Raw genomic sequence first — 24,380 nt, forward strand, 5'->3', positions numbered from 1 at the left:
CTAAATGGGAATGAAAGAACATGCCTTGGCTTATCAAAAAAAAGGATTTTCGGTTATTCCTATTAGTCCTTCAAATAAGCAACCGATGATCAAATTTGCTGATAAACCAGCTATGACTGCGCAAGAAATTGAGGATTTTTGGAGTCAGTATCCGGATAGCAACATTGCTGTTCGGACTGATAAATTCTTCGTTATCGATGTGGACCTGCACGGAAAGGCTAATGGCTATGAGAGTCTGGCTAATTGGGAGCATCTAAACTTGATAACTCCAACCCTGCAGGCAAAGACAGCTAGTGGCGGCAAACATATTTTTTATTTTAAACATCCTGATGTGTCTATGACCCAGATGATTGGATTTCTGCCTGGTGTGGATATCAAAGCACATCCAAATAATTACGTACTGGTTGCTCCGTCTAAAACTTCCAAAGGTGTCTATGCTTGGGACAAGAAAAAGTCCAAAGAGGGTGGCACTATGGTCACGGCTAGTCGATCTCTTGTAATGGCCATCAAGAAGGAATACAACAAAAAGAACTCTGGTAGTGACCTGGATAATATCTACTATCAAATCAGCAAAGGTGCTGGCAAACGAAACAGAACAACCGAATTATTTGAAATGGTTGTTCTAGGCTTCGGAGATGAAGGCAGCAGAAATGATACACTTGCAAAATTTGTAGGCGGACTCTTGAGCAGGTCAGTGGAGCCGAACTGTATACTGCAACTAGCAGAAACAGCCAATAACAATTCAGTAGAACCTCTTAGTCACAAAGAATTAAGTAGGACTGTCGAATCGATGATCAAGAAACACATGAGGGGGGGTGGCCATAATAGGTGATGTTACGAATATTTCAATCAAGCAATTTTCGCGCAGAAAGAAAAAAATCTTAGATGAAGAAGGTGAACAGATTGAAATTGAATCTATTGTGGCTGACAGTCCTAGAAATGTTCTTCTTGCAATGAAGAGCGATAACAAGCTCAACGACTTTCTCAGACACAATGAATTTACTGGTGAACACGAAATCGTAGAGGACGTAAAACTGGATGCTATCCAGTTAAGGAAGGGGCAGCTACCTTCAGCCTTTGAATCCTACCTAAGCGTATATTTGGAGAATCACTTCAAGACAGTTTTCAAGGCTGGAGCATTAAGGGATGGCATCGAAGCGTTCTTTGCGGAAAAAACCTACAATCCGGTCAAAGAATACATGGAAAGTGCCTATGAGTCATGGGATCATAAAGAACGACTTTCCCAGGTATTTCAAACTTGGTTAGGTGCCGAGGACAGTATCTATGTCCAGAGAATAGCTGTCATGTTTTTTGTTGGTGCGGTCTCTAAGGTTTTTAATCCATGGGTAAAATTTGACTATACACTGGATCTTGTCGGTGGTCAGGGTGCTGGAAAAACCACTTTCTTGCAAAAAATAGCTGTCGATTGGTATACAGATTCAGCTAAGGATTTTATGGACAAAGATAACTATGAAATTATGCTGAAATCACTGATCGTTAACGACGACGAGATGGTTGCTTCCAGGAAGACTACTTTTGACGAGCTAAAAGCCTTCGTGACCAAAACAGAACTTTCTTTCCGTAGGTCCTACGGTCGCAGATCTGAGAAATTTCCGAAAAATTTTGTCATTGCTAGAACCAGTAATAAAATTGAATACCTGGGTGATAAGACTGGTGAACGGCGCTTTCTGCCTGTGCTGGTGGATGCAGGCCAACAGTTTGTCAAACCATTTGATATGACGGATAATGATGTACTCCAGCTTTGGGGTGAAGCAGTTGCTATTTACAAAAAAGGTTTCACGCTTACCTTTGATAATGACTTCGAAGATGAGCTGGCAATCTATAAGGAACGCTTCACTTATAAAGATGAGGCAGAATCACAGGTCTACGATTATCTTGAAATGCTGGTTCCAGAAGAATGGGAAGATTTCTCAGTCACTCAGCAACATCAATATACCTGGTGCTACTTCAATGACGGTAGCTATCGCAATGAGTCCGGTCTGCTATATGAAGGTGTGAAGCTTCAATCGAGTGTATCTGCTAAACAGATATTGAAGAATGTCTTTGATATCGATAGCGCAAGAGGTGAAAAGATTGCTAGAAAAATCAAGTTGATCATGGACAATCATCAGGATTGGGAATACAAAATAAAGAAGGTTAAAGGAAAGACAATACGTGCATATTTTAGAAAAAATATACAAACAGAAGTGATGTAACCTTAGTGAAAATGATGTAACCTTTTAGGCAAAAAACGGTCAAAAATCGTGTTTCGGTTACATCAGGTTACATCATTGATGTAACCGCAGGAAAAGTCAGTTATATCAATGGTTTGAGTGCTGTTTTTGATAAAATTTTAAAAAAAGTGATGTAACCCTCTTAAACCCTTGATACTACTGAGGTTTTGGGGTGTCTATTAGTAAGGTTACATCATTTATATAAAATATTTAATAAGTAAAAATAGCAAGTGCTATAAACGTTGATATAACAGCATTCTTGTTTTTTATAAAATATGTTTTGCGAAAAGTGATGTAACCTGTAACCGTGTAAAAAGTATTCACAAAATAAGCATATTTTTTAATAAGTATAGGAGAAGAAATGTCATACACAGTAACACTATATTTTGACAATATGGTAGATGAAACTCACTTCTTTAAGAAAGTGGGTGATGCTGCTAAATGTAAGGCTCAACTAGAGAATAAGTATCGAGGGGAACGATTGTATAAAGTAGAACTTGAGGAGGTGGAGTGATGATTATCAATAATTATAAATATGATTATTCAAGTGGCAGAATCTGCTACACAATTGATGTTGATGGCTATGAAAAAGCCATGGAACACACAAAGACAGAATACGGAAGTGTACAAAGAAATGATATTGATGATTTCTTAAGTACGGTTGAGGAATACGACTTTCAAGAAGCTGAGATGATTGAAGCATTCGTTGACTTTCAAAATGATTTGCTCTTATATGGAATTGGTTTTGAATTGAGAAATGAGGTCACGAGATGAAACGAACTAAACGACACCCATCTAGATACTTCATTCCTGAACTTATTGAAGATGAAGATATTATCTTTAACAAAGATAGCGAATATCACAAGCAGAAGAAAAAAGAAAAGAAAAATCCCATTTTTAAAAGAAATAAGCCTAAAAGGTAAGGAGATCACAGAATGAAAAACACACTAATTCGCTTCTTGCTCGCATGGTCGCTTATCGATACTTGCTTGTTATTCATGCAACAGAAACCCTTACTTGTCTATCACGCTGATAGTAAGTACCAGATTACTGGCAAGGTTACGGAAAAACGTAAAATCGGAAATCTATTCACTATCACGGTAAACGGGAATGTGTTTGTGGTGAGTGAACAGAAATATAATCATATAGAAATCGGAGATAATATCGAATTATGAACACACTAGAAAATGTAAAGCAATGGTTTATTGATCGTGACCTTGAAAACTGTGGACGGTTAGACAAGCAGTCACTTAAACTCAGTGAAGAGTTCGGAGAGTTATGCGCTGGGTATCTCAAGAAGAATGAGAAGCTGACAAAGGACAGCATCGGAGACTGTGCAGTCGTGATTGTTGGTCTGGCCTTACTGATTAAAGAGGATGTTCATAAGATTTTTAATGAAGTTTTTAGCGACGAAGTTTTTATCGACGAATACTATGTCATAGAATGTCTGGTCTTTTTGAACAGAGCCATCAGTAATATTCAGTTATCAAATGGATTTACAAATAAAGATATATATATAGTCGATTTATCTCGTTCAATTTATTGGTTAAAATCAATCAGCAACGCTCTTGGTTATAACTTTGAAGAATGTTTTGAACTGGCATACCAGGAAATTAAAGACCGTAAGGGTAAATGGATTGACGGGGTGTTTGTGAAAGAGGAGGATTTATAAAATGAAAAGACTAGGAGTTGTATTAGGGGCGGTATTTGTAATCGTTGTATCTCCGTTTGTTGTTCAGTACGGATGGAATGAAATTATCACAACGATTGTTCCTGTCAGTAAAATTACAGTCTGGCAAGCATTAGGGATGGATGCACTACTATCTTTCATCTGGCCTGTGTTATCTAGCAAAAAAGAATCTGAAGAGGATTATTCATATGCTGTAAAAAGCAGTATTTCAAAAATCATTACATGTGCATTATTGATATGGTTAGCTAGTTTGTTTATTTAAGGAGGATTTGGGATGATACCGAATCAAAATTACATGTTGTCAATAGGATTTACTGCTATTTGAAGGAAAAATCATTTGAAAGGACAGACAATGAAACCTAAAAAATATCCGTATTCAGGAAAACTAAAGCTGATTAGACAGACATTGCCAAGGTTCGTCTTACTAGGAAATGCCGCCTTTAACAGCAATTTGGTGAAATACATTGATACAATAAAACAAGTGGCACCAAATCAAACGATCGTCTATTTTAAAATCCCTAAATTCCTTTCGCACGAGGAGAAGTATGTACGGGTACCTCTCAAAATCGGTGAGGTTGTCAAGATTTTAAACCGATGATAAACAAAAAAGCCAAGACATTCTCTGCCTCAGCTATAATTAACACACTATTATTATATCATAAAGGAGATAGAGAGTGAGCAAGGCGAAGGCTATTTTAAAAGATTTAAGGAATTTGGATCTATATATCGCGAGTTTGATTAGGCGAAGAGATAAAGTTGAAGCTTCGCTCTTGTCTAGTCAAAAATACTCTGTTGATAAAGTTTCGGGAGGAATTAAGAAAAAGCAAGATGATATCTATGTTGAGTTGCTAACAGCTAAAGACGAGATTGAACAAAAAACTGCTGAAGCTATCAGGAAGCAGAGAGAACTTCAGGGGTTAATTGACTCTCTGGATAATACTGATAGTCAGGCGATACTGAGTTTGGTTTATATTGATAAGATGACGAGGTGGCAAGTTATGGATGAGCTAAATTGTAGCGAGAGCACCTACTTTCGATTGTTGCGTATAGCAACAAAGGAATTAGATGCGGTGACAGCATTTGACAGTAAATTACAGTAATGACAGTGATTGACAGTGCATGACAGTTTTAACGTGGTATTATAGTATCATCAAGAATTAAGAGCTAGACAGTTGATGTCTGGCTTTTTTGATTTTAAAAAAAGGTGGTGATGGAAAATTGAATGAAAGACAAAGACGATTCGCAGATGAGTACATCATCAACGCAAATGCGACAGATGCAGCTATTAAGGCAGGGTATAGTGAAAAGACTGCTAGAAGTCAAGGACAAAGATTGTTGACAAAAGTTGACATTTCTGAATATATCAAAAAAAGAATGGATGAGATTCAGGATGAAAAAATCCTGACTCAAAAACAAATACTTGTGATGTTGTCAGAGATTGCATCAGGTCAGGCGAAAGAGACAATTGTAGTCACGACAAAAGTAGCTGAGTTGATACCCGATCCCAAAACAGGAAAGAGCGTGAAAGTCTATAACGAAATTCCTCAGCTGGTTGAAATTCCGACAAAAAATAGCGATAGGAACAAAGCTTTGGAGTTACTAGGGAAACGACATCAAATGTGGACTGATAAAGTTGATATCAATGCTACAGTGACCGAAACTAAGAAGTTTGACGATATCGTTAGTCAGTTGGGCGGTGATGGCCTTGACGAATAGTTTCCCTCTATCTCAAAAGTACATTGATTTTTGCAACAGCTTTAATAATGTTGATGCGGACTTTTTGGAAGGCACAACGGCCGCTGGAAAAACAACGGTTGGTGTTGGTGTTAAGTTTATGCGAGCAGTCAGTAGGAGCACAAAGAAGTTTCATATCATTGCAGCAAAGACAGTTGGTGTAGCCGAAAAGAACATCATTAATCAGGATAACGGAATTTTAGACATCCATAAAACAGCCGTCTACTGTGGTAATGGTGACAAAGATTCGAAGATTCCTCACATCAAGTTTGAGGGTAAAATCATTTATGTATTGGGGTATGACAACAAGGAAAAATGGAAGCTGGTTCTTGGTGGACAGTATGGATGTGTCTATATTGATGAGGTCAACACGGCTGACATTGAGTTTGTTCGTGAGTTGTCCACACGTAATGATTATTTGATGGCAACGCTCAATCCGGATAATCCTGATTTACCAGTCTACAAAGAGTTCATCAACAAGGCAAGACCGTACAAAAAATACGCAGGCGATGTGCCGGAAGAAATTATGCGAGACCTATCAGAACCAGCTAACCCTAAATGGCGTTACTGGTTTTTTACGTTTAATGACAACCTGTCACTGACACCAGAAGCCATCCAGAAGAAAAAGGATGCGGCACCAGTTGGGACTAAGCTCTACAAAAATAAAATCCTTGGCCTACGTGGACGAGCAACAGGAATTGTCTTCGTTAATTTTGATAGCAAAAAACACGTATTGAGTAAGTCTTTTGTAAAGAATACGGTCACGTTCCAACGGTTCACAGCTGGACTAGATACAGCTTACTCAGCAAGTAGTCCGGATACAATTGCAATGATTTTCCAAGGGATATCAGATGACGGGAAGTTATATACGCTGGATGAGGAAGTCTATAACAACGCTGAGCTTGATGTGCCGATTGCTCCATCTGATACTGTGGTCAAGTTTATCAATTTCCTAGAACGCAATCGTAGTGAATGGGGATTGGCGCGTGATGTCTTTGTTGATAGTGCGGACCAAGCAACAATTACAGAATTAAACAAATACAAGCGACAATACGGCTGTCTGTATATCTTTAACAATGCTTATAAGAAAACCAAGATTATTGACCGGATCAACTTTCAAATTGGTTGGTTAGCTCAAGGTTGTTACTATGTGTTAAGTCATTGTATGAATCATATCAAAGAGCTAAACACTTACTCATGGAAAGAAGGAAAAGATGAGCCGGAAGATGCAAATGATCACACAATCAATGCGAATCAGTATGCATGGTTGCCATACAGGAAGATAATCGGAAGAAAGGAAAACTAAAGTGGGAATAATGGACATGATCAGAAAGAGTATGAGAAGCTTTCTCAAACTGGAACAGGCACAGCCAAATGTCATCACAATTACAGAGGCAATGACGTTTGAAGATAATGCAGCAAAGAACCAAATTTGGTATCGCGGTGACTCATACGAACTGGACCAGCTCTACAAGCAATTACCACATAGCAACATCAACTTTTGGGGAGCGACAAGTACTCCTGGGCAAGAAATTAGAAAGATTCACACAGGAATCCCTGGTCTTATCGTTGATAGGTTGGTAGATATCACGCTGCACGATATGAATGATTTAGATTTTGCCGAGGAAATGCAAGGGACTTTGTGGGAAGAGATTGCTGAAGATAGCAACTTCCACGATCAACTGCAGGAGGCGATTAAAGATAGTCTTGTGATGGGTGATGGTGCTTTTCGTATTTCATTTGATCCGGAACTTACAGCATTGCCTATTGTTGAATGGGTTGGTGGAGATAGAATTGAAATCATCTACAACCGTGGAAGATTGAAAGAAGTTATTTTCCGCACACACTTCACAGAACGCAGACGGAACTATTTGCTCGAGGAAATCTACGGCTATGGTTCATTAACTTATAAGCTCTACAGAGGCGAAACTGAGCTAGATATGAGCGCAACAGAGTACACTGCTAACCTTGTCGATGTGGAGTTCGATAAATCCGTTATCTTGTGCTTGCCGTTTAAGATTTACACGTCACCTAAAGTAAAAGGCCGTGGTCAATCTATCTATGATCGTAAGACAGATGCTTTTGATAGCTTGGATGAGTCTTGGAGTCAGTGGATGGATGCTCTTCGTTCTGGACGATCACGAGAGTATATTCCTGAGAACTTACTTCCTAGAGATCCTTACACAGGAGAAATTAGTAAGGGCAATCCTTTTGACCATCGCTTTATTAAGGTTGAGACAGCGATGGGCGAGGATGCAAAGAACACAATCACATTGCAACAAGCTAATATCCCACATGAAAGTTATTTGAGTACATACGTGACTGCGCTTGATTTAGCTTTACAAGGTATCATTAGCCCATCAACACTCGGTATTGATGTCAAGAAGCTAGATAATGCCGAGGCACAACGTGAGAAAGAAAAGGCAACTCTCTATACTCGCAATGCTATTGTGACAGCTCTGCAAGATTACCTGCCAAAGTTAATCAGTATGGTTTTGAATGCTGATAGCGTGCTGAAGAAAAACCCACTACAGAAAGTCAAGGTCGACGTGCCGTTTGGCGAGTATGCTAATCCTAGTTTCGAATCACAGGTTGAGACAGTTTCTAAGGCCAAGACAGGCGGTATCATGTCGATTGAAGCGAGCGTTGAGGAATTGTACGGTGACTCAAAAGACCAGGACTGGAAAGACCATGAAGTGGCAAGAATCAAAGCGGAGCAAGGTGTGACAGAAGTCGACGTACCATCATTGAATGAAGCTGCTAACGATTTTGAGATAGAGAAGGAGGCTGAAGATGCTGAAGACAGTGACGATAGGACAGAGGATCTATCACATGAGTCAGAAGGAAGCGCAGGGACTTCTACAGATAGCGAGTGATAATGTAGAGTTTGGTATCTATGCTGTTGAGAAGAACAACAAGTTGGATATGCTCAACCTCAAAATGCCTAGTAAAACAGCTTTGAAACGACAATTGAGAAGTTTTAAGGCGCAAGGTTTTAAGGTGTACTGCAATGGCTTATGATGTATCTAAAGCATTTGAGCGAATCGAAAACGATCTGCTTGATTCTATGATTAGAAATATCGGAAGGCATAAGGCAGAGGAAACTGCTGAAGGTTTTGAATGGGAACAATGGCAGGTCGCTCAATTGAAAGAGCTTGAACGATTTAAGCGATCCAATGCCAAAAAATATAGCAAAGAGTTTGCCAATATCAATAGCAAGATTTCTACAGCTATCCAAGAAGCCTATAAGCAAGGCATGGATGATGAGGAAATGTCTATCCTGGAAGCTATCAAGAACGGTTTTGAATTTAACAGTGGAACAGATAATCTGGGGGCTTCATTTTTCGCTATCAATGAACGAAAGTTGAATGCGTTACTTAACTCGATCGAGCATGATATGAAGACGGCAGAGCATGCTGTATTGAGGTATACAGACGACCAGTACAGGCGCACAATATTTGATGCTCAGGTAGCAGCTAACACGGGAGCTAAGACATATGAGCAATCAGTGGATATGGCAACCAAAGATTTTCTAAGTCGGGGAATCACATGCATCCAATACAGTAACGGGGCCATGGTCAATATCGTATCGTACGCTGACATGGCCATTCGGACAGCAACCAAAAGAGCCTACCTAATGGGCGAGGGAGTCAAGCGCCAGGAGTGGGGGATTCACACTGTTATCTTAAACAAGCGATCGAATGCATGTCCTCTGTGCATGCCTTTTGAAGGTAAAGTATTGATTGATGATGTCTGGTCAGGAGGCAGTGCGGCTGATGGTCCATATCCATTGTTAAGTTCTGCAATGGCAGCTGGTTTGTATCACCCTAACTGCAAAGATAAGCATACAACTTATTTTCCTGGGGTCAGTAGCGAGCCAGAGAAAATATTTACAAATCAGGAATTGGACGACATCAAGGAAAGACAGTTACTGGACAACAAAGTTCAGCATGCTAAGCGACAGGAGAAACGCTTTAGCAGATTATCGCAGTTCAGTCTCGATAAAGACAATGTTCAGAAGTACACATTAAGGGCGGAAGAATGGTCTAAATTTAAGTCTAATGCAGAAGAAAATCTGAAATACTTTGAAGCGGAAAAAGGATACAAATTATACCAAGAGTTTTCACTCGAGAGTGATAGTGATTACAAGAAATTCATCAATCGTCAGAGATTGCCTAGAGATACTAGTGGCGTAGCTTCGAAGAAGATTTCTGCAGAGACACGACACATGTATATCGAGGCGACTCGAAAAAAATTCAAGGATGGTACAGAGCTTGGACAAGCCTTGTTTGCAAGATTAGCCGACCAGTCGGCGATTGCAACTATTGCAGAAACAGGAGTTGTGAGATATGAATCTGGAAAACTCTTCCTGAACATGTATAAGGACGTAGACGACCCTCGCGGACCTGGTACTGGTTATTTCCATGAATTTGGTCACCAAATAGATGAGAAGCTGGGTTGGGAATTCACAAAGGATAAAAAAATACTGCAACTTCTACGTAAAGACTTTATCAATTTATCTGACGATACTATTTTCGAAGCAATCCACATCAACGATAAAGCTTCTTCGGCATCTGATATATTAGGAGCGTTGAGTGAAGGTAGAATACAAGGTAAGTATTCGCACTCGCTCGTTTACTGGGAGAAAAAAGGAAATATAGAGAGCGAGTTTTTTGCGCATGTCTTTGAGGCACAATTTGATAGTGAACGAAGAGAAATACTTGAAAAAACCTTTCCTGAGAGTTATAATTATGTTATAAATAAACTAAAGGAGAGGTAGTCATGCGGATTATCGAAAGCTATCAACGTGTAGCAGAAAAAGCAGATACATTCAGCGACATCTTTGGATATCGTTTAGTAGCCCCGATTTTTCCTGTAGCGGCTATCTATGGACCACAAGAAGAGAGTGATATCTTTGAAGCAAAATTAGACAAATGTATCAAAGATCAATACGATTATTTTGCAGATGAGTACGGCTATGATTCAGAAGAGAAAAGACGTAGACTGCAACGTGAGAAGTATGTATTTTACGATTGTTAATATCACAGAGCGCCGATAAGGTGCTTTTTTTGTACTCAGAAAGGATTGAAAAAATGAAATACAGAAAGAAACCAGTAGTCATTGAGGCGGTGCAGTGGACGGGCGAAAATGTAAAAGAAATCGCTACTTTTATGGGTATTGAATCTGTACCCTACGATTTAAACACTCGAAAACTATCTATTGTGACCTTAGAGGGCATCATGGAAGCATCAAAAGACGATTACATTATCAAAGGCGTGCAAGGTGAATTTTATCCATGTAAGCCTGATATTTTTGCAGAAACATATGAAAAAACGGAGGAATGAAATGTTAGAGAAAGCAAAACAATTGGCATCACAAGAATTTTCGCGCTTATCAGATCGTGAAATCAAAGCAGAAGACTGCTTTGTAGTTTGGTTTAGCAAGACCCTGCAAAACTGGAAAGCTCTTGTTAGTACGAACGCAATTACATCAAGCGAACCTTGTGGAAATTATGCAGAAATCACGCATAACGGAGACAAGAAAGAGACTTATGTGGATGTTTACGCAAAGGTTTCAAACCGTGCCATTAAAGATTAGGAGGTGATCTAACATCTTGACTGGCAGGAATAGACTGCTATAAATCACTGTAAATCGCTATAAACCGTGTCGAATTCGAGGCGGTTTTTCTTATACTCTAACCGTATGGAATCCCGTACGGTTTTCTTTTTGTCCGAAGACTAAAAACTACGTGGAGACACCAGTGACAATAACTGAAATAGGGAGACACCCTTAAAACTGAAAGGAGAACGCTATGTTCAAACGCAAACTATTTTTCCATAATGCAGATACAGGAACTGGCTCTGGCTCTGCAGGTGGACAAGACACGTCAAGCCAAACTCAACCATCTAGCACTCCTGAGATTGACTATGACAAAATCGCTAGCATTGTCGAAGGCAAGCAAAAGGTTGCTGAAGATACCGTGCTAAAAAATTACTTTAAGCAGCAAGGATTGAGTGGTGAAGAAATGGCTCAAGCTATTACTGCTTTTAAGTCGCAGAAAGCTGATGCAACACCAGACGTCACATTACTACAGCAACAGTTAACGCAGGCGCAAGCAAGTGCATTGCAAGCTAATTTAGAGCGAAATCTACAATTAGCAGCAATCGAGGAAGGATTGCCTGTTGGTGTACTACCTTATGTGATGAAATTGGCTGATACATCAACTCTCACACTTGAATCGAAACCAGAAGATTTCAAAGCTATTGTCGCAAAAGTGTTGGAAGACGTTCCTGCATTGAAGCCAAATAAAGAAGAGTCAACTGGGTTTCAACAAATCGGATCTACCGGTAAAACACAACAAACTAACCAAACTGATGCCATTGCTGCAGCGTTTGGTCTTTAAGAAAAAGGAGAATTAAATTATGACAGTTTATAACTACGCAGAACAATTCGAACAAGCTTTGCATCAAAAATATGCAAAGGAGCTTGCGTCTGTAGATTTGTTTAACTCAAATCCGCAAGTGAAATTTATCAATGCTCAAACAATTAAGCTACCAAACATCACAGTATCTGGTTACAAAGACCACAATCGTCAAACTATCGGTTTTAATTCTGGAACAATCTCCAACGAATGGGAACCAAAGAAACTCGAACATGACCGCGACATCGAATTTGCAATCGATCCTATGGATGTCGATGAAACAAACCTTGTCGTCTCTATTGCCAATGTTCAAAACACTCTGGAAACTGAACAAGGTATTCCTGAAAAAGATTGCTACGTGTTCTCAAAACTCTACACAGAAGCAGGTAAGTATACTGCTAACGGTGCCACTATCGACACTACAACATTGACTGCAGAAAATATCTTGCAAAAATTTGATGATGCCATGGAAAAAATGGACGAAGCAGGCGTCCCATCTGAAGGTCGCATTTTGTACGTCACTCCAGCTGTCAACAAGCTCTTCAAGCAGGCTAAAGACATCCAACGCGTGCTAGGAGTGAATGGTTCAAATGGCGACGTCAAACGCTCTATCTATAGCCTTGATGACGTTAAAATCAAACAAGTGCAATCAGCTCGCATGAAATCACAATACAACTTTACAAATGGCTGTGTCGCAACAGATGAAGCGAAACAAATGAACTTCATCTTAATCCACCCATCTTGTGAAGTTGCTCGTGAAAAATACTCTTACATCAAAGTATTTACACCAGGTCATGACTCACGTACAGCTGACAACTATTTGCTCCAATCTCGCTTCTACATGGATGCATTCTTGATCAAGAACAAAGCAGCTGGTATCTTTATTAACGCGACAGCGTAAGAAAGGATGGTGTAGCATATGGTATTAAAAGCAATTAAAGGCGCTCGCGTCTATGATATCGATGAGTCAGCGATCAATGATTTTGTTGGTCGTGGCTTTGAAGTCTACGAAGATGGTGAATTAAAATATGGTGAATCTGTCGACAAGGTTTCAAAAGAGGAGTACGAAAAAGTTTTGGCTGACTTGAAAAATGCTAAGGATGAAATCAAGAAGCTCAAAGGAGCTAAGGAGTAACAGTCATGTATGCTAGTCCAGATTATTACAAAAAGACGTTTGTTGGTGTGATTTCTGCTGATTCAGAAGAACTGGCTAGCAAACTTAAATCAGCTTCTGACAAGATTGATATACTTACATTCAACCGAATCCGTGGTATTGGATTCGACAATCTGACACCATTTCAGCAGGAAGTCATCCGAAAGGCTTGTTGTCAGATTGTTGATTTTGAGGAGGTTAATGCTGATTTGATAGCTACTACGGTTTCAAACTACAGTATTAATGGTGTGTCAATGCAATTTGGATCAAATTGGAATATTGCTACAGAACAAGGTATTGTTATTTATCGCAAGACCTATGAACTTTTGAAGCAAACAGGATTGACGAGGAGGGTTATTTGATGAAATTTCCACAACTTGTCTTACCTCAATTTTGTCAGACGCCAATCACAGTCACAGTCAACCAAGAGGGAGTTTCTGAAGATGGCGAACCTTTGGAGGCGTTTAGAGAAAATCTAAAATGCAATTATCAGGACGGTGTCAAAACAGTCCTAACCGAACAGAAGAAGCTGGTCCAAATTACTGGATCAGCTTATTTTGTTGGTGATATTGCACCGTATTTGCCTACATTGAGCGGTGGGACTGCAATTGTATTTGGCATTGCCAGGAAGATTGCCGACAGCCGGAAAGCTAGAAATCCAGATGGGACTGTTAACTATACCTACATCGGATTGGAGTGATACTATGTTTGCGAAGTCTACAGTAAAGCTAGATTTTGGTACTATCCGAAAACTGGAAAGGGCTCAAATCATAGCACTGGAACAGACTGCTGAATACCTGCATACAGAAGTTGTGCAGGCACAAGTCGTACCATTTGATAAAGGTGTGTTGCAAGGCGAAGCAATGGCTCCAGACTACTCACGTTCATCCCAAGGTGTAGTAAGCCTGGTACATTCCACTCCTTACGCAAGACGATTGTACTTTCATCCTGAATATCAATTCCAGACGAAAGAAAATCCTCATGCAAAAGGAAAGTGGTTTGAGGATTGGGCTGATGGTGGCAAGAAGTCACACAAAATAAAACAAGCCTACGGGCGACTTTACAAACAAATCACGGGGGTTTAAGCATGATTACATTAGCTGAAGTCCGTGACTGGATTAAAACATTTAATGCAGCTAACAACTACTACATTGGCAAGATCGATAATAAGCAAGAAAATAGTATAGGCATTTACCAACGAAAGACAATCGATGGTCCTCGGGTAGCAATCGGAGGCAGATCACTGACAAGCTATGATGTCAAATCAATCAGCGTCTTAATTCACTGGAACAAGAATGCGAATGAGACTGAGAAGCGTGCTCAGTACCTCTACAATCGTCTATTTGAGGCTGAATCGGTTGTTATCGGTGGAACACCTATTAAGATGATTGCCTTATTACAGAACGAGCCTGTGGACGTAGGAACAGATGATAATAACGTGTATGAGCGTGTTATCGAGCTTGATTTATATTACGAAAGAGAGGGCAACTAATGGCTCAGAAAACTGGGGTATTCCCCGTATATGAAAACCAGTTCCAAGTAAATAAAGGAACTGCAGGAGTTGAATCACTTGTTGATATTGCAGACATGGAATCATTCTCAGTATCATTTGACAATGGTGTTGAAGAATGGAAACCATTTGACCAAAAAGGTTGGACACGTCGTTTGATGACTGCGAAGTCAGTTACAATTTCTGTTTCTGGTAAACGAAACGTAGGTGATGCCGGTAACGACTACATCGCAGGTCTTGCGTTTAAAAATGGTCGCGATTCTGAAGCGGACTTCCAATGGACTTTCCCAGATGGAACTAAAATCAAATTTAAAGACGCGGTTATCAATCTTAAGGACTTTATTTCAGGGGATTCAACTGGTGTTGCACCATTGTCATTTGATGTCATGTCAAATGGTAAACCGGAAGTGGTGCCAGCAGGTTAATTTAGAGGGTTTCGACCCTCTTTTTATTTTAAGGAGGAAATATGGTTGAAGCTGAAGAAACCAACGCAACAGCAACCATAGCTTTTATTGATATCGATACAGGTATCGAATATAAGGCTGGAGATACCGTTGATTTAAGCGGTAAATCCAAAGAGCGAATCGAAGCTATGGCAAGCAAAGAAAATCGAACTGGTCAAGTACTGATCAACATTTTATTTGAAGAAAAGGAAACTGAATAATGTCCAAAGTAATTGATATCACAGAAAAACTCAATTTTGAAGAAAATCCAAAATTGAAAATTAAAGATGCTGAAATTGAAGTTAATACAGATGCAACAACTGTACTGACTCTGATGCAGACTATCGGTGATGAAAAAGGCACTCCATCTGCCAAAAAAATGATGGAAATGTTTGAGCTAATCTTCCCTGAAAATAGTCGCAAAACACTTAATGAAATGCGCTTGAATTTTGCTGACTTAACTAAAGTTATTGAAGCAGCGATGACGTTGGTTATGGGAGAAGAAGAAATGGGAGAACAGTGAGCCATACTATGACCTATTTGAGGATTTCGATTTAATCGTCAGTTCTCTTAGGACACAGTATGGCTTATCTGTATACTCTAATGAATTTAAGAATATGAAGTGGAAAGAGTTCAAGGCTCTCTTAGCTGGTTTGTCCGGAGAAACACCGCTTGGTCGAATCGTCCAAATTCGAAGCGAAGATGACCCTAAAATGCTAGAAGTATTTTCAGAAGGTCAGCACCGTATTCGAAACGAATGGAGATTGAGACTTGCCAAGGAGAAAACTGAACAAGATCTGACTCAAGTTCTTGAAGAATTAAAACAAGCCTTTGTTGAGATGGCTAAGTAGGAGGTGATAGCTATTGGCACAGACAGTTGGTCAAATTGGTCTTGACCTTGTCGTCAACGACAAACAATTTAAAGGCCAGATGAGTGGCTTGCAAGGGATGGCAACGAAAGCTGCCAAGATGCTTGCAGGAGCATTTGCAATCAAGAAACTTGTTGATTTCGGAGCTCAAGCTATCAAGCTCGGCTCAGATCTCAACGAAGTACAAAACGTTGTTGACGTTGCTTTCCCACGCATGAGCAAGCAAGTCGATGACTTTGCAAAACAAGCTATGTATACCTCTGGGTTATCAGAGACCATGGCAAAACGATACACCGGCACATTCGGTGCGATGACGAAAGCTTTTGGTTTCAGCGAACAAAAAGCTTACGAGATGTCGACAGCTTTAACTAGTTTAGCGGGCGATGTGGCATCTTTTTATAATATTAGTCAAGATGAAGCCTACACAAAGCTGAAATCAGTCTTTACTGGTGAAACAGAGACGCTTAAAGATTTAGGTGTTGTTATGACTCAATCGGCACTTGATGCGTATGCAATGGCTAACGGCTTTGGAAAGACGACACAAGAAATGTCTGAGGCTGAAAAAGTTGCTTTGCGGTTCGCATTTGTAACAGATAAGCTGTCACTAGCTAGTGGCGACTTCGCTAGGACATCTGACAGTTGGGCTAACCAAGTTAGAATTATGAAGCTACAGTTCGAAAGCTTTATGGCAAGCGTCGGAGCTGGCTTGATTAACATTTTTACCCCAGTCATCAAAGTGATTAACTTTTTGCTCAGCAAATTGCTGACAGTAGGTAATGCTTTTAAAGCATTGACTGAACTATTTACTGGCAAGAAGTCTATGAAAGGCTCGGGTATCCAAGAAACAGCTGATGCAGTTGGTAATTTAGGAGAGGCTTCTGATGGTGCAGCAGGAGGAGCTGGCAATTTAGGAAAAGCCGCTAAAGGAGCCGGCAAGGCTGCGGATGGAGCTGGTAAAGCAGCTAAGAAAGCTGCCCAAGAAATGAAATCTCTCATGGGATTTGACCAAATCAATAAACTATCTGACTCATCCGATAGCGGAGATGGTGGTGGAGATTCCGGTGGCGGTCCTGGTGGTTCAGGCGGCGGAGGTGGTGGAACACCTAAAGGCGCTGAAGTCGACATGGGAAAAATTGCTGAAGGTGGGAATCAATTAGACGGTCTGTTTGATGGATTATTTAAACGATTGCTTGAACTCGTCAAATTGTTCCAGGACGGTTTCAATGCTTCATTTAGATTTGATGGTGTTGAACGCCTTCAGAGTGCTTTGAAACGAATCGGTGAATTACTACAAGAGATTTTTACAGATCCAAAAGTTGTTGCTTCTTTTCAAACTATGCTTGATAAGATAGCTTATGCTCTAGGGCAATTTGTTGGCTCGATAGGGACTGTTGCTCTCGGGATAGGAGTCTTTATAGCCGAAAGTATAGCTAATGGCTTACAGCGCCAAAAAGAGCGTATTAAGAGCGCTCTTGTATCTCTATTTACTAACATAGGAAACGTAGCTGAGGTTGCTGGTAATATCGTTCAAGCTTTCTCAAATGGTTTTTACGATGTCATCACATCTTCTGGCGCTGTTAGAATTGGCAGTGCGATTGTATCTGCGATTTTAAGTGCTGGTAGCACAGTAATCGAATTAGGCAGTAAGATAGCAGGAGATTTTGCTAAAGGAATTGAAAAAGCAATAGTCCCGAATGTTCCACAGTTAGTACAAGCCTGGACAGGATTATTAGATGGCATTGCTCCTGTTTTTGAAAGTTTAGAATCACTGGTAAATGATGTTGGTGATGCGTTGAAACGCGTGTACGATGACAAAGCAAAACCATTTATTGACTCTTTGACAAGTGGTTTTGGTCAGTTGATGAAAAGCTTTTTGGATGGGTGGAATACTTACCTCAATCCAGTTCTATCAAAATTGGGCAAAATGTTTTCGGAAGTTTATGACGCTCATGTAAAACCAGCTATCGATAATCTCTCTATGCTTTTAGGTAGTTTTTTTGATTTTTTCAAAGCAGCTTGGGAAGACTTTGTTTTGAATGTAGATGTCACAAAATTTATGGAGATTCTTAGCGGATTAGCAGAAGTTATCGGTACAGCATTGATCAATGCTATTGCAGCACTCTCTGATATCATCGGTGGTCTTGCTCAAGCTCTATCTGGTTTGATTGATTTTGTAACGGGTGTTTTTACAGGGGATTGGGATAAAGCTTGGAACGGAATTAAAAATCTATTTTCCGGTATCATCCAATCTCTCTTAGCCGCACTTGGAATTGATATCGATTCGATGATTGCAGAGTTCACACGTTGGTGGGAATCTGTTAAGACCATTTTTGCACCTGTTGTTCAATGGTTCAAGGACAAGTTTAAACAAGCCTGGGATGCCATTGTTGCTATCTTTACCGGTATTGGTTCTTGGTTTTCTCAACGATACAATGAGTTAAAAAGCAATCTTGCTTCTATTCCTGATTGGTTCAAAGACAAATTCCGCAGCGCGTGGGCAGGTTTAACAGGTATCTTCAATCCTATTGCAAGTTGGTTTGCAGGGAAGTGGAGTAATATTCAATCTGCTCTTGCTAGCATACCAGGGTGGTTTTCTTCAAAATTCCGCGAAGCATATAACAATGTCAAGAATGCATTTTCGGGCATTATCGGGTTCTTTAGCGGACTTTGGGGGCAAATACGCTCAACGTTTACTCACGTTGGAACCATGGTTGGAAGTGCCATTGGCGGTGCTGTACGTAGCGTTATTAACGGGGTGCTTGGCACGGTAGAAAGCACAATCAATAGTGGTATCAGCTTACTCAATGGCGCTATTAGCGTGATTAATAAATTACCTGGTGTAAATATCGGTGGATTTAGTTACATTGGACTACCTCGACTTGCTCAAGGTGGCTTTGTTAAGGCCAATACACCACAAATTGCCATGATTGGTGACAACAAGCATTACGGTGAGATTGTTGCTCCGGAAAATAAAATGCTTGAAATGGCACGTCGTGCAGCGGAATTGTCAAATAATGGCGGTGGACCAGAAGTTCTAGCCTTACTGACACAGTTGTTACAAGCGGTTCGTGCTCTTGATTTGACAATTGATGGTGATAAAATCACCAAGAAGATTGTAGATAAAATCAATGAAATTGCAATTAAAACAGGGGAATCCCCCCTCATGATTTAGGAGGTATGCATGAGTGAAATATCAGTAGGTGGAGTAGCTCTTGCTTCTCCAGTTGAAATCAGCATCAATAATGAGATTATCTGGTCATCTTCTACGGGTCGTAGTGCTAGTGGATTGATGACGGGTGACGTCATTGCGGAAAAACGTACATTCTCCATCAAATGGGGAATTATCACAGAAGCAGAAAGAAATCTTATCAAGTCTAAATTGGTAGCCGGATTTTTTACTGCAAACATTTTAGGACAGTCTATCACTGGTTATCGCGGAACTATCACAGAGACAGTAATGGGGCGTCTGAGTGACGGTGTGACCTATTACAACGGCTTATCTGTATCTATTATCGAGCAGTAGGAGGGATCATGTTAGAAGTAACATCAGATTATATCAAAGCAATAGAGAACCATCTGCGCGTGTTTGAGGCTAACTTTGACTTAAATGGTAAGAGATACACAAAAACCAAAATTGCATCAGCTACTTACGACAGTTCCATCGGTAATAGTAATGATTTTACAATTGGTGGTGGGTACATCAATAGTCTAGAAATTGAAATTAAAGAGATTATTGAAGGTCTGCAAGAAATGATGCCGGCAACAATGTCGGTAGCAATTGCGGGTAAAACCGTCCCACTTGGCAAGTTTTTTGTTACCGAGGTCAAGCTAGATCGTAATGATAAAAAGACCAAAATTAAGCTACAGGACGAGTTTGTTAGATTGTCTGGTGCTTATGATAGTCAGCTTACTTATCCAGCTTATACAAGGGATATTTTATTAGAAATCGTGAGATTGACAGGTATCACGACAGATACTAATATCCAATTAGTAAATGATCAAGTTGCGAAGAAACTAGAAAAAACAAGTTATCGTGAGGCGTTAGTTTATTTAGCGCAATTATCAGGAAGCTTCGTCAGATTTAATCGTAATGGGAAGCTTGATTTTATCAAGCTAAAGACAACATCAAGACATATCACAAAAGATATGTATAAGCCAGGTGGATTAGAACGTGACGAGATACCTTACAGGTTGAAAGGTATTGAGTGTAAGTCTGCTGATAAGGTTGTGTATAAATCAGGATTGTCCACAGGTAATATCATGAAGTTAAAAAATCCATGGGTTACACAAGAAATTCTGGATCGTATCTTCAATGAATACCGTGATTTTAACTTTTATCCATATACATTGTCCTGGCGTGGTGATATGGCCATGGAATCCGGTGACTGGGTTACAGTACACTGGGATGAAAATATCTATTTTGATATTCCAATGCTGTCCTACAAACTTTCGTTTGATGGTGGTTTATCTGCCCATAGTAGTGGAAATGCTGCTGGAGTTGCACAAGGTACTTATAAATATAAGGGGTCCATGCAACGTCAAATAGAGTATTTGGACGAACTTATCACTAAACAAGGTAGTATGTACCTTGATACATCAAGCCCTACCAAACCAAAAAATGGAGATATATGGTTTAAACCTAATGGTGGCTATGTTGAAATGTGGGAACGTGTAGAAGGTTCATGGGTTAAAAAGGCAGACAGCGCTAATGTCGGAGAAATTGTCGATACGATAACCACGGATGAATTGCTAGCAAAAAAAGTCTCCGCAGCAATTGGTAATTACATTACGTTAAATGCCAAAAAAATAACTGCTGGAGATCTGGATTTAGCACGTTTGCGAATCATGAATGGTTTGCAAGAGATTGTTTCCGTACGTGACGGCAAAGTTGTGATGAACATTGATAAGCTCACAATAAACTCTAAAGACGTAGCAACGAAAGAAGATCTAAAAAAAATTGAATTGACTCCTGGACCTCAAGGGGAACGTGGGCAACAGGGGGTACCTGGTGTCCAAGGTTTGCAAGGCCCGAAAGGCGACCAAGGTATCCCAGGAAAAACTGGAGCTGACGGACGCACTCCATACTTGCATAGAGCTTGGGCTAATTCTGCTGACGGTCGTGATGGTTTTAGTACAACAGATAGCACAAATAAGCGCTATTTAGGTACTTACACTGATTTCACTGAGGCAGACAGTCAAGACCCTACAAGGTACAAGTGGACAGCTCTCTTTGATAATGTGAGTATCGGAGCTAAAAATTATATCAGAAACGCCTCATTTCTATCTGGAGAAAGAAAGTGGACTAAGGCATCTGTCAATGGATTGGCTTATAACTTTACTCACTCTGTATCTAATAAAGGCAGGTCAGGCTTGCATATGTTTAGCGAGAATGACACGACCATCCCTCGCTGGAAAGGGATATATCAAAAGGTTTCATTGCCTCAACCGGCAGACACTCCAGTCACTGTTTCGGCTTTGTTTGCGAAAGATGGAGCGCCTCAAGAGGCTCATATTGGAATCCATTTTATAAAAGATGGAGTTATTGCCAGACAATCGTGGCTTGATATACCTGTTTCCCAAATCAGCGACAAATACCAACGTTTTTCTCTTTCAGCAAAGCACGATATACCTTTTGATGAAATCAGAGTCATGCTCTATGTTGGATATGACAAAATTGTCAATCTGTATGTTACAGATGTTCAGCTTGAAATTGGCAATGTAATGACTGATTTTAGATTATCAGACGAAGATGTGCAAGAGACTATCAACTCTAAAGCTGACCAATCACTGACTCAAGATCAATTAAATGCTCTAGCTGAAAAAGCTCAACTTCATGACATAGAGCTAAAAGCTAAAGCGACAATGGATCAGTTCAGTGATTTAGAAAAAGCCTATAATGCTTTTGTAAAATCAAATGCAGAAAGCCAAAAAAAATCTGAATCTGATTTAATCGAAGCAGGCAGGAGAATTGAGTTTTTATCAATAGAATTTGGTGGCTTGAAAGAGATGAAAAAGTTCATCGATACCTATATGAGTGCTTCAAATGAGGGGCTCATCATTGGAAAGAACGATGCTAGTTCATCAATCAAAGTCAGTCATGATCGCATATCAATGTTTTCAGCTGGTAAAGAGGTTATGTATATCAGTCAAGGTGTAATCAATATTGACAACGGTATTTTCACCTCGTCAATTCAAATTGGACGCTTTAGAACAGAGCAGTATTATCTTGACAAAGATGTGAATGTTGTTCGATATGTAGGAGGTTAAAAAGAGAAAAATGACTAAATTTATCAATTCTAGCGGCCCATTGCACTTGAACCTTTACATAGAACAAATTAGTCAGGACATCGCTAACAACTCCTCTAGAGTTAGTTGGAGAGCTACAGTTGACCGTGATGGAGGTTACCGAACTTGGAACGCAGAAAACGGAAGTGTTTTATCCGTATGGCTAAACGGGATCAGCATCTACAAAAGTAACCTCAGTTTCGATACTCAAGGACAAGAGACTACTCTTGCTTCTGGAGAAACTACTATCCCTCATGAAAGCGATGGGACAAAAACTTTCTCAGTATGGGCTTCATTTGATCCTAATAATGGAGTTCACGGAAATATTACTATCTCGACTAAGTACACGTTATCCAGCTTACCTCGTTCTAGTGCAGTTGCAGGGCTAGATGGTGATAGGAATTTAGGATCTCGTCATACTATACGAATCGACAGAAAAGCAAGTTCATTCACTCATCAGGTTTGGTATAGAGTTTTTGGAAGTGACTGGATTGACCTAGGGAAGAATCATACTACTAGCGTTTCATTTACTCCTTCACTTGACCTAGCTCGATACTTGCCTAAATCAAGTTCGGGGGTTATGGATATCTGTATTCGAACATATAATGGGTCTACCCGAATTGGAAGCGATGTGTACTCTAATGGCTGGCACTTTAAAATCCCAGACAGTGTAAAACCTACCTTCACAGGTCTTTCATTAACTGACATGAATACGGTCGCAAGACGGCTTTTGGGTGGAAATGACTTTTTACAAATCATTTCAGATATCCAAGTAAACTTCAACAATGCGTCTGGCGCATATGGTTCTACCATAACTGGATATCGAGCTGAAATTGTTAATAGAAAAATGGTCGTAACTAAAAACGGTGGTAGTTTTGGTATCATGAACTTTAGCGGCTTGGCGACCATTCGAGCTTATGTTGTCGATAGTCGGGGCAAACAATCAGATACTAAAGATATTACTATCAACGTGATTGAGTATTATGCTCCCTCCTTTAGCTTCTCCGCACTTAGAACTAGAGGTAATCCAAATACATTGCAAGTGTTAAGAAATGCCCGAATTGCCCCTATAATGCAGTCAGGAAAGCAAAGGAATGTAATGTCCTTAACTTTCAAAGTTGCTCAGATAGGTAATGAGAATTTCACGGATGATAATGGGAGTGCATCTGGTAATTTTACAAGTGTTCATACATTGACTAATTCAGCTGCTAACATGGCGGGGAATTATCCATCGAATAAATCCTTTGTGATTATTGGTAAGCTTGAGGACAAGTTTACAAACGTTGAATTTTCTACAACAGTAGCAACTGAAAGCGTAGTAATGTCCTATGATAAGAACGGACGTGTAGGCATCGGTAAGGTTGCAGAATTTGGGAAACCAGGCTCATTAGATGTTCTAGGCGATATCTACTCGAATAACAAGCCAATTCAGCAGTATCAGCTGACCTCTAACAATGGAGGTCTAGGTAGAGGTAGTGCTCAATGGGATGATGTTTGGAACAAGCAAGCTACAGAATTTGGTTGGAGGTCTGGCAAATACGATGACAACCCAACAGGAAAAAACGGTGAGTGGGGTCTGTATCAAAATTTTTGGCTTGATAGCTGGAAAGGCGTCCAATTTTTCACCTCAATAGGGACAGGTCGTGTATTTGTTAGAACCTATAACAATGCCAATAAATGGTCTCCAACGCAATGGAAAGAGATTGCTACCAAAGATGACATTCAGAGCCCACCTTGGCAAAATGCCGTTTTACAAAATGGATGGAACCATCATCCTGAGTATGAAAAAGTGCAGTTTTCAAAAACGTTCGACGGGATTGTGTATTTAAAAGGGACGTGTAAAGGCGGAAAGACTACCCGTGAGTCAATTATCTTTACTTTGCCTGAAAATTTCAGACCATCCACAACGCTATTCAAAACCGCTTTAAACAATGACTATGGCCCTGCCGTTGTCGGGATTTATCCAGGAGGTAACGTAGTCGTCAAGGGGAACGTTGACGCTACATGGCTCAACTTTGACAACGTATCATTCAAAATTTAA

The 24,380-nt window shown here is 40.0% G+C and carries 32 protein-coding genes; all 32 read left to right on the forward strand.

Annotated elements, in window-relative coordinates:
* Positions 1-4 precede the first annotated feature (4 nt).
* Positions 5-832 (forward strand): bifunctional DNA primase/polymerase, encoded by an 828-nt coding sequence (locus tag M9H69_RS00220; RefSeq protein ID WP_007518741.1) that lies wholly within the window; start codon positions 5-7, stop codon positions 830-832.
* Positions 816-2,216, forward strand: a complete 1,401-nt coding sequence (locus M9H69_RS00225) for a virulence-associated E family protein (RefSeq protein ID WP_250315598.1) — start codon at positions 816-818, stop codon at positions 2,214-2,216. Before M9H69_RS00220 ends, M9H69_RS00225 begins: the two co-directional genes overlap by 17 nt.
* Positions 2,217-2,595: 379 nt before the next feature.
* Positions 2,596-2,748: a DUF7204 family protein gene (locus tag M9H69_RS00230; RefSeq protein ID WP_007518745.1), complete on the forward strand. Its 153-nt coding sequence runs from the start codon at positions 2,596-2,598 to the stop codon at positions 2,746-2,748.
* Positions 2,748-3,008, forward strand: coding sequence for a hypothetical protein (locus M9H69_RS00235; protein WP_007518746.1), 261 nt, complete (start codon positions 2,748-2,750; stop codon positions 3,006-3,008). Before M9H69_RS00230 ends, M9H69_RS00235 begins: the two co-directional genes overlap by 1 nt.
* Positions 3,005-3,157, forward strand: coding sequence for a hypothetical protein (locus M9H69_RS00240; protein WP_250315599.1), 153 nt, complete (start codon positions 3,005-3,007; stop codon positions 3,155-3,157). The genes M9H69_RS00235 and M9H69_RS00240 overlap by 4 nt, the downstream gene beginning before the upstream one ends.
* A gap of 12 nt (positions 3,158-3,169) precedes the next feature.
* Entirely contained in the window at positions 3,170-3,409 is a 240-nt protein-coding gene (locus tag M9H69_RS00245; RefSeq protein ID WP_250315600.1) for a DUF1372 family protein, read from the forward strand.
* Positions 3,406-3,906, forward strand: coding sequence for a MazG-like family protein (locus M9H69_RS00250; RefSeq protein WP_250315601.1), 501 nt, complete (start codon positions 3,406-3,408; stop codon positions 3,904-3,906). The genes M9H69_RS00245 and M9H69_RS00250 overlap by 4 nt, the downstream gene beginning before the upstream one ends.
* Position 3,907: 1 nt before the next feature.
* Positions 3,908-4,186 carry a hypothetical protein gene (locus M9H69_RS00255; RefSeq protein ID WP_007518749.1) on the forward strand — a complete coding sequence of 93 codons (279 nt, stop codon included), beginning with the start codon at positions 3,908-3,910 and terminating at the stop codon, positions 4,184-4,186.
* A 412-nt stretch (positions 4,187-4,598) separates the two neighbouring features.
* Positions 4,599-5,024 (forward strand): DUF1492 domain-containing protein, encoded by a 426-nt coding sequence (locus M9H69_RS00260; RefSeq protein WP_250315602.1) that lies wholly within the window; start codon positions 4,599-4,601, stop codon positions 5,022-5,024.
* Positions 5,025-5,103: 79 nt separating this feature from the next.
* A complete protein-coding gene (locus M9H69_RS00265) occupies positions 5,104-5,640 on the forward strand; it encodes a terminase small subunit (protein ID WP_434481179.1) in 537 nt (178 codons plus the stop codon).
* Positions 5,624-6,964, forward strand: coding sequence for a terminase (locus tag M9H69_RS00270; RefSeq protein WP_250315604.1), 1,341 nt, complete (start codon positions 5,624-5,626; stop codon positions 6,962-6,964). Before M9H69_RS00265 ends, M9H69_RS00270 begins: the two co-directional genes overlap by 17 nt.
* A 10-nt stretch (positions 6,965-6,974) precedes the next feature.
* Positions 6,975-8,534, forward strand: coding sequence for a capsid protein (locus M9H69_RS00275; protein ID WP_250315605.1), 1,560 nt, complete (start codon positions 6,975-6,977; stop codon positions 8,532-8,534).
* Positions 8,491-8,679, forward strand: coding sequence for a hypothetical protein (locus M9H69_RS00280; protein WP_007518758.1), 189 nt, complete (start codon positions 8,491-8,493; stop codon positions 8,677-8,679). Before M9H69_RS00275 ends, M9H69_RS00280 begins: the two co-directional genes overlap by 44 nt.
* Positions 8,669-10,438, forward strand: coding sequence for a phage minor capsid protein (locus M9H69_RS00285; protein ID WP_250315606.1), 1,770 nt, complete (start codon positions 8,669-8,671; stop codon positions 10,436-10,438). Before M9H69_RS00280 ends, M9H69_RS00285 begins: the two co-directional genes overlap by 11 nt.
* A 2-nt stretch (positions 10,439-10,440) precedes the next feature.
* The gene (locus M9H69_RS00290) at positions 10,441-10,698 is read left to right on the forward strand and encodes a hypothetical protein (RefSeq protein ID WP_007518762.1); all 258 of its coding nucleotides are present in this window, start codon (positions 10,441-10,443) and stop codon (positions 10,696-10,698) included.
* Between the two features lie 53 nt (positions 10,699-10,751).
* Positions 10,752-11,003 (forward strand): hypothetical protein, encoded by a 252-nt coding sequence (locus M9H69_RS00295; protein ID WP_007518764.1) that lies wholly within the window; start codon positions 10,752-10,754, stop codon positions 11,001-11,003.
* Position 11,004: 1 nt separating this feature from the next.
* Positions 11,005-11,256 carry a DUF6275 family protein gene (locus M9H69_RS00300; protein ID WP_250315607.1) on the forward strand — a complete coding sequence of 84 codons (252 nt, stop codon included), beginning with the start codon at positions 11,005-11,007 and terminating at the stop codon, positions 11,254-11,256.
* Between the two features lie 214 nt (positions 11,257-11,470).
* The gene (locus M9H69_RS00305) at positions 11,471-12,061 is read left to right on the forward strand and encodes a hypothetical protein (protein WP_250315608.1); all 591 of its coding nucleotides are present in this window, start codon (positions 11,471-11,473) and stop codon (positions 12,059-12,061) included.
* Positions 12,062-12,080: 19 nt separating this feature from the next.
* Entirely contained in the window at positions 12,081-12,980 is a 900-nt protein-coding gene (locus tag M9H69_RS00310) for a capsid protein (protein ID WP_250315609.1), read from the forward strand.
* 18 nt (positions 12,981-12,998) lie between these two features.
* Entirely contained in the window at positions 12,999-13,214 is a 216-nt protein-coding gene (locus M9H69_RS00315) for a hypothetical protein (protein WP_250315610.1), read from the forward strand.
* A 5-nt stretch (positions 13,215-13,219) separates the two neighbouring features.
* Positions 13,220-13,594 (forward strand): hypothetical protein, encoded by a 375-nt coding sequence (locus tag M9H69_RS00320; RefSeq protein ID WP_007518773.1) that lies wholly within the window; start codon positions 13,220-13,222, stop codon positions 13,592-13,594.
* Positions 13,594-13,932, forward strand: a complete 339-nt coding sequence (locus M9H69_RS00325; protein WP_138099583.1) for a hypothetical protein — start codon at positions 13,594-13,596, stop codon at positions 13,930-13,932. Before M9H69_RS00320 ends, M9H69_RS00325 begins: the two co-directional genes overlap by 1 nt.
* Before the next feature lie 4 nt (positions 13,933-13,936).
* The gene (locus M9H69_RS00330; protein WP_138099584.1) at positions 13,937-14,317 is read left to right on the forward strand and encodes a hypothetical protein; all 381 of its coding nucleotides are present in this window, start codon (positions 13,937-13,939) and stop codon (positions 14,315-14,317) included.
* A gap of 2 nt (positions 14,318-14,319) precedes the next feature.
* Positions 14,320-14,724 carry a minor capsid protein gene (locus M9H69_RS00335; RefSeq protein ID WP_250315611.1) on the forward strand — a complete coding sequence of 135 codons (405 nt, stop codon included), beginning with the start codon at positions 14,320-14,322 and terminating at the stop codon, positions 14,722-14,724.
* Entirely contained in the window at positions 14,724-15,167 is a 444-nt protein-coding gene (locus M9H69_RS00340) for a phage tail tube protein (protein WP_007518781.1), read from the forward strand. The genes M9H69_RS00335 and M9H69_RS00340 overlap by 1 nt, the downstream gene beginning before the upstream one ends.
* 41 nt (positions 15,168-15,208) lie before the next feature.
* Complete coding sequence (locus tag M9H69_RS00345) at positions 15,209-15,406, forward strand: hypothetical protein (RefSeq protein WP_195217141.1); 198 nt, start codon at positions 15,209-15,211, stop codon at positions 15,404-15,406.
* Positions 15,406-15,708, forward strand: coding sequence for a hypothetical protein (locus M9H69_RS00350; protein ID WP_250315612.1), 303 nt, complete (start codon positions 15,406-15,408; stop codon positions 15,706-15,708). Before M9H69_RS00345 ends, M9H69_RS00350 begins: the two co-directional genes overlap by 1 nt.
* A 34-nt stretch (positions 15,709-15,742) precedes the next feature.
* Positions 15,743-16,036: a Gp15 family bacteriophage protein gene (locus tag M9H69_RS00355; protein WP_029680951.1), complete on the forward strand. Its 294-nt coding sequence runs from the start codon at positions 15,743-15,745 to the stop codon at positions 16,034-16,036.
* Positions 16,037-16,049: 13 nt separating this feature from the next.
* A complete protein-coding gene (locus tag M9H69_RS00360) occupies positions 16,050-19,226 on the forward strand; it encodes a hypothetical protein (RefSeq protein ID WP_250315613.1) in 3,177 nt (1,058 codons plus the stop codon).
* A gap of 9 nt (positions 19,227-19,235) precedes the next feature.
* Positions 19,236-19,577, forward strand: a complete 342-nt coding sequence (locus M9H69_RS00365) for a hypothetical protein (protein WP_049479251.1) — start codon at positions 19,236-19,238, stop codon at positions 19,575-19,577.
* An 8-nt stretch (positions 19,578-19,585) separates the two neighbouring features.
* Entirely contained in the window at positions 19,586-22,321 is a 2,736-nt protein-coding gene (locus M9H69_RS00370; RefSeq protein WP_250315614.1) for a collagen-like triple helix repeat-containing protein, read from the forward strand.
* Positions 22,322-22,331: 10 nt separating this feature from the next.
* Positions 22,332-24,380: a DUF859 family phage minor structural protein gene (locus M9H69_RS00375; protein WP_250315615.1), complete on the forward strand. Its 2,049-nt coding sequence runs from the start codon at positions 22,332-22,334 to the stop codon at positions 24,378-24,380.

This window comes from Streptococcus oralis (assembly GCF_023611505.1).
Classification (GTDB): Bacteria; Bacillota; Bacilli; order Lactobacillales; family Streptococcaceae; genus Streptococcus; species Streptococcus oralis_CT.

What these genes read in the sequence shown, in the direction of transcription:
- M9H69_RS00220 (WP_007518741.1), top strand. Translation starts at nt 5, where the DNA reads ATGGGAATGAAAGAACATGCCTTGGCTTATCAAAAAAAAGGATTTTCG.
- M9H69_RS00230 (WP_007518745.1), top strand. Translation starts at nt 2,596, where the DNA reads ATGTCATACACAGTAACACTATATTTTGACAATATGGTAGATGAAACT.
- M9H69_RS00235 (WP_007518746.1), top strand. Translation starts at nt 2,748, where the DNA reads ATGATTATCAATAATTATAAATATGATTATTCAAGTGGCAGAATCTGC.
- M9H69_RS00240 (WP_250315599.1), top strand. Translation starts at nt 3,005, where the DNA reads ATGAAACGAACTAAACGACACCCATCTAGATACTTCATTCCTGAACTT.
- M9H69_RS00245 (WP_250315600.1), top strand. Translation starts at nt 3,170, where the DNA reads ATGAAAAACACACTAATTCGCTTCTTGCTCGCATGGTCGCTTATCGAT.
- M9H69_RS00250 (WP_250315601.1), top strand. Translation starts at nt 3,406, where the DNA reads ATGAACACACTAGAAAATGTAAAGCAATGGTTTATTGATCGTGACCTT.
- M9H69_RS00255 (WP_007518749.1), top strand. Translation starts at nt 3,908, where the DNA reads ATGAAAAGACTAGGAGTTGTATTAGGGGCGGTATTTGTAATCGTTGTA.
- M9H69_RS00270 (WP_250315604.1), top strand. Translation starts at nt 5,624, where the DNA reads ATGGCCTTGACGAATAGTTTCCCTCTATCTCAAAAGTACATTGATTTT.
- M9H69_RS00275 (WP_250315605.1), top strand. Translation starts at nt 6,975, where the DNA reads ATGGACATGATCAGAAAGAGTATGAGAAGCTTTCTCAAACTGGAACAG.
- M9H69_RS00280 (WP_007518758.1), top strand. Translation starts at nt 8,491, where the DNA reads ATGAGTCAGAAGGAAGCGCAGGGACTTCTACAGATAGCGAGTGATAAT.
- M9H69_RS00285 (WP_250315606.1), top strand. Translation starts at nt 8,669, where the DNA reads ATGGCTTATGATGTATCTAAAGCATTTGAGCGAATCGAAAACGATCTG.
- M9H69_RS00290 (WP_007518762.1), top strand. Translation starts at nt 10,441, where the DNA reads ATGCGGATTATCGAAAGCTATCAACGTGTAGCAGAAAAAGCAGATACA.
- M9H69_RS00295 (WP_007518764.1), top strand. Translation starts at nt 10,752, where the DNA reads ATGAAATACAGAAAGAAACCAGTAGTCATTGAGGCGGTGCAGTGGACG.
- M9H69_RS00300 (WP_250315607.1), top strand. Translation starts at nt 11,005, where the DNA reads ATGTTAGAGAAAGCAAAACAATTGGCATCACAAGAATTTTCGCGCTTA.
- M9H69_RS00305 (WP_250315608.1), top strand. Translation starts at nt 11,471, where the DNA reads ATGTTCAAACGCAAACTATTTTTCCATAATGCAGATACAGGAACTGGC.
- M9H69_RS00310 (WP_250315609.1), top strand. Translation starts at nt 12,081, where the DNA reads ATGACAGTTTATAACTACGCAGAACAATTCGAACAAGCTTTGCATCAA.
- M9H69_RS00315 (WP_250315610.1), top strand. Translation starts at nt 12,999, where the DNA reads ATGGTATTAAAAGCAATTAAAGGCGCTCGCGTCTATGATATCGATGAG.
- M9H69_RS00320 (WP_007518773.1), top strand. Translation starts at nt 13,220, where the DNA reads ATGTATGCTAGTCCAGATTATTACAAAAAGACGTTTGTTGGTGTGATT.
- M9H69_RS00325 (WP_138099583.1), top strand. Translation starts at nt 13,594, where the DNA reads ATGAAATTTCCACAACTTGTCTTACCTCAATTTTGTCAGACGCCAATC.
- M9H69_RS00330 (WP_138099584.1), top strand. Translation starts at nt 13,937, where the DNA reads ATGTTTGCGAAGTCTACAGTAAAGCTAGATTTTGGTACTATCCGAAAA.
- M9H69_RS00335 (WP_250315611.1), top strand. Translation starts at nt 14,320, where the DNA reads ATGATTACATTAGCTGAAGTCCGTGACTGGATTAAAACATTTAATGCA.
- M9H69_RS00340 (WP_007518781.1), top strand. Translation starts at nt 14,724, where the DNA reads ATGGCTCAGAAAACTGGGGTATTCCCCGTATATGAAAACCAGTTCCAA.
- M9H69_RS00345 (WP_195217141.1), top strand. Translation starts at nt 15,209, where the DNA reads ATGGTTGAAGCTGAAGAAACCAACGCAACAGCAACCATAGCTTTTATT.
- M9H69_RS00350 (WP_250315612.1), top strand. Translation starts at nt 15,406, where the DNA reads ATGTCCAAAGTAATTGATATCACAGAAAAACTCAATTTTGAAGAAAAT.
- M9H69_RS00365 (WP_049479251.1), top strand. Translation starts at nt 19,236, where the DNA reads ATGAGTGAAATATCAGTAGGTGGAGTAGCTCTTGCTTCTCCAGTTGAA.
- M9H69_RS00370 (WP_250315614.1), top strand. Translation starts at nt 19,586, where the DNA reads ATGTTAGAAGTAACATCAGATTATATCAAAGCAATAGAGAACCATCTG.
- M9H69_RS00375 (WP_250315615.1), top strand. Translation starts at nt 22,332, where the DNA reads ATGACTAAATTTATCAATTCTAGCGGCCCATTGCACTTGAACCTTTAC.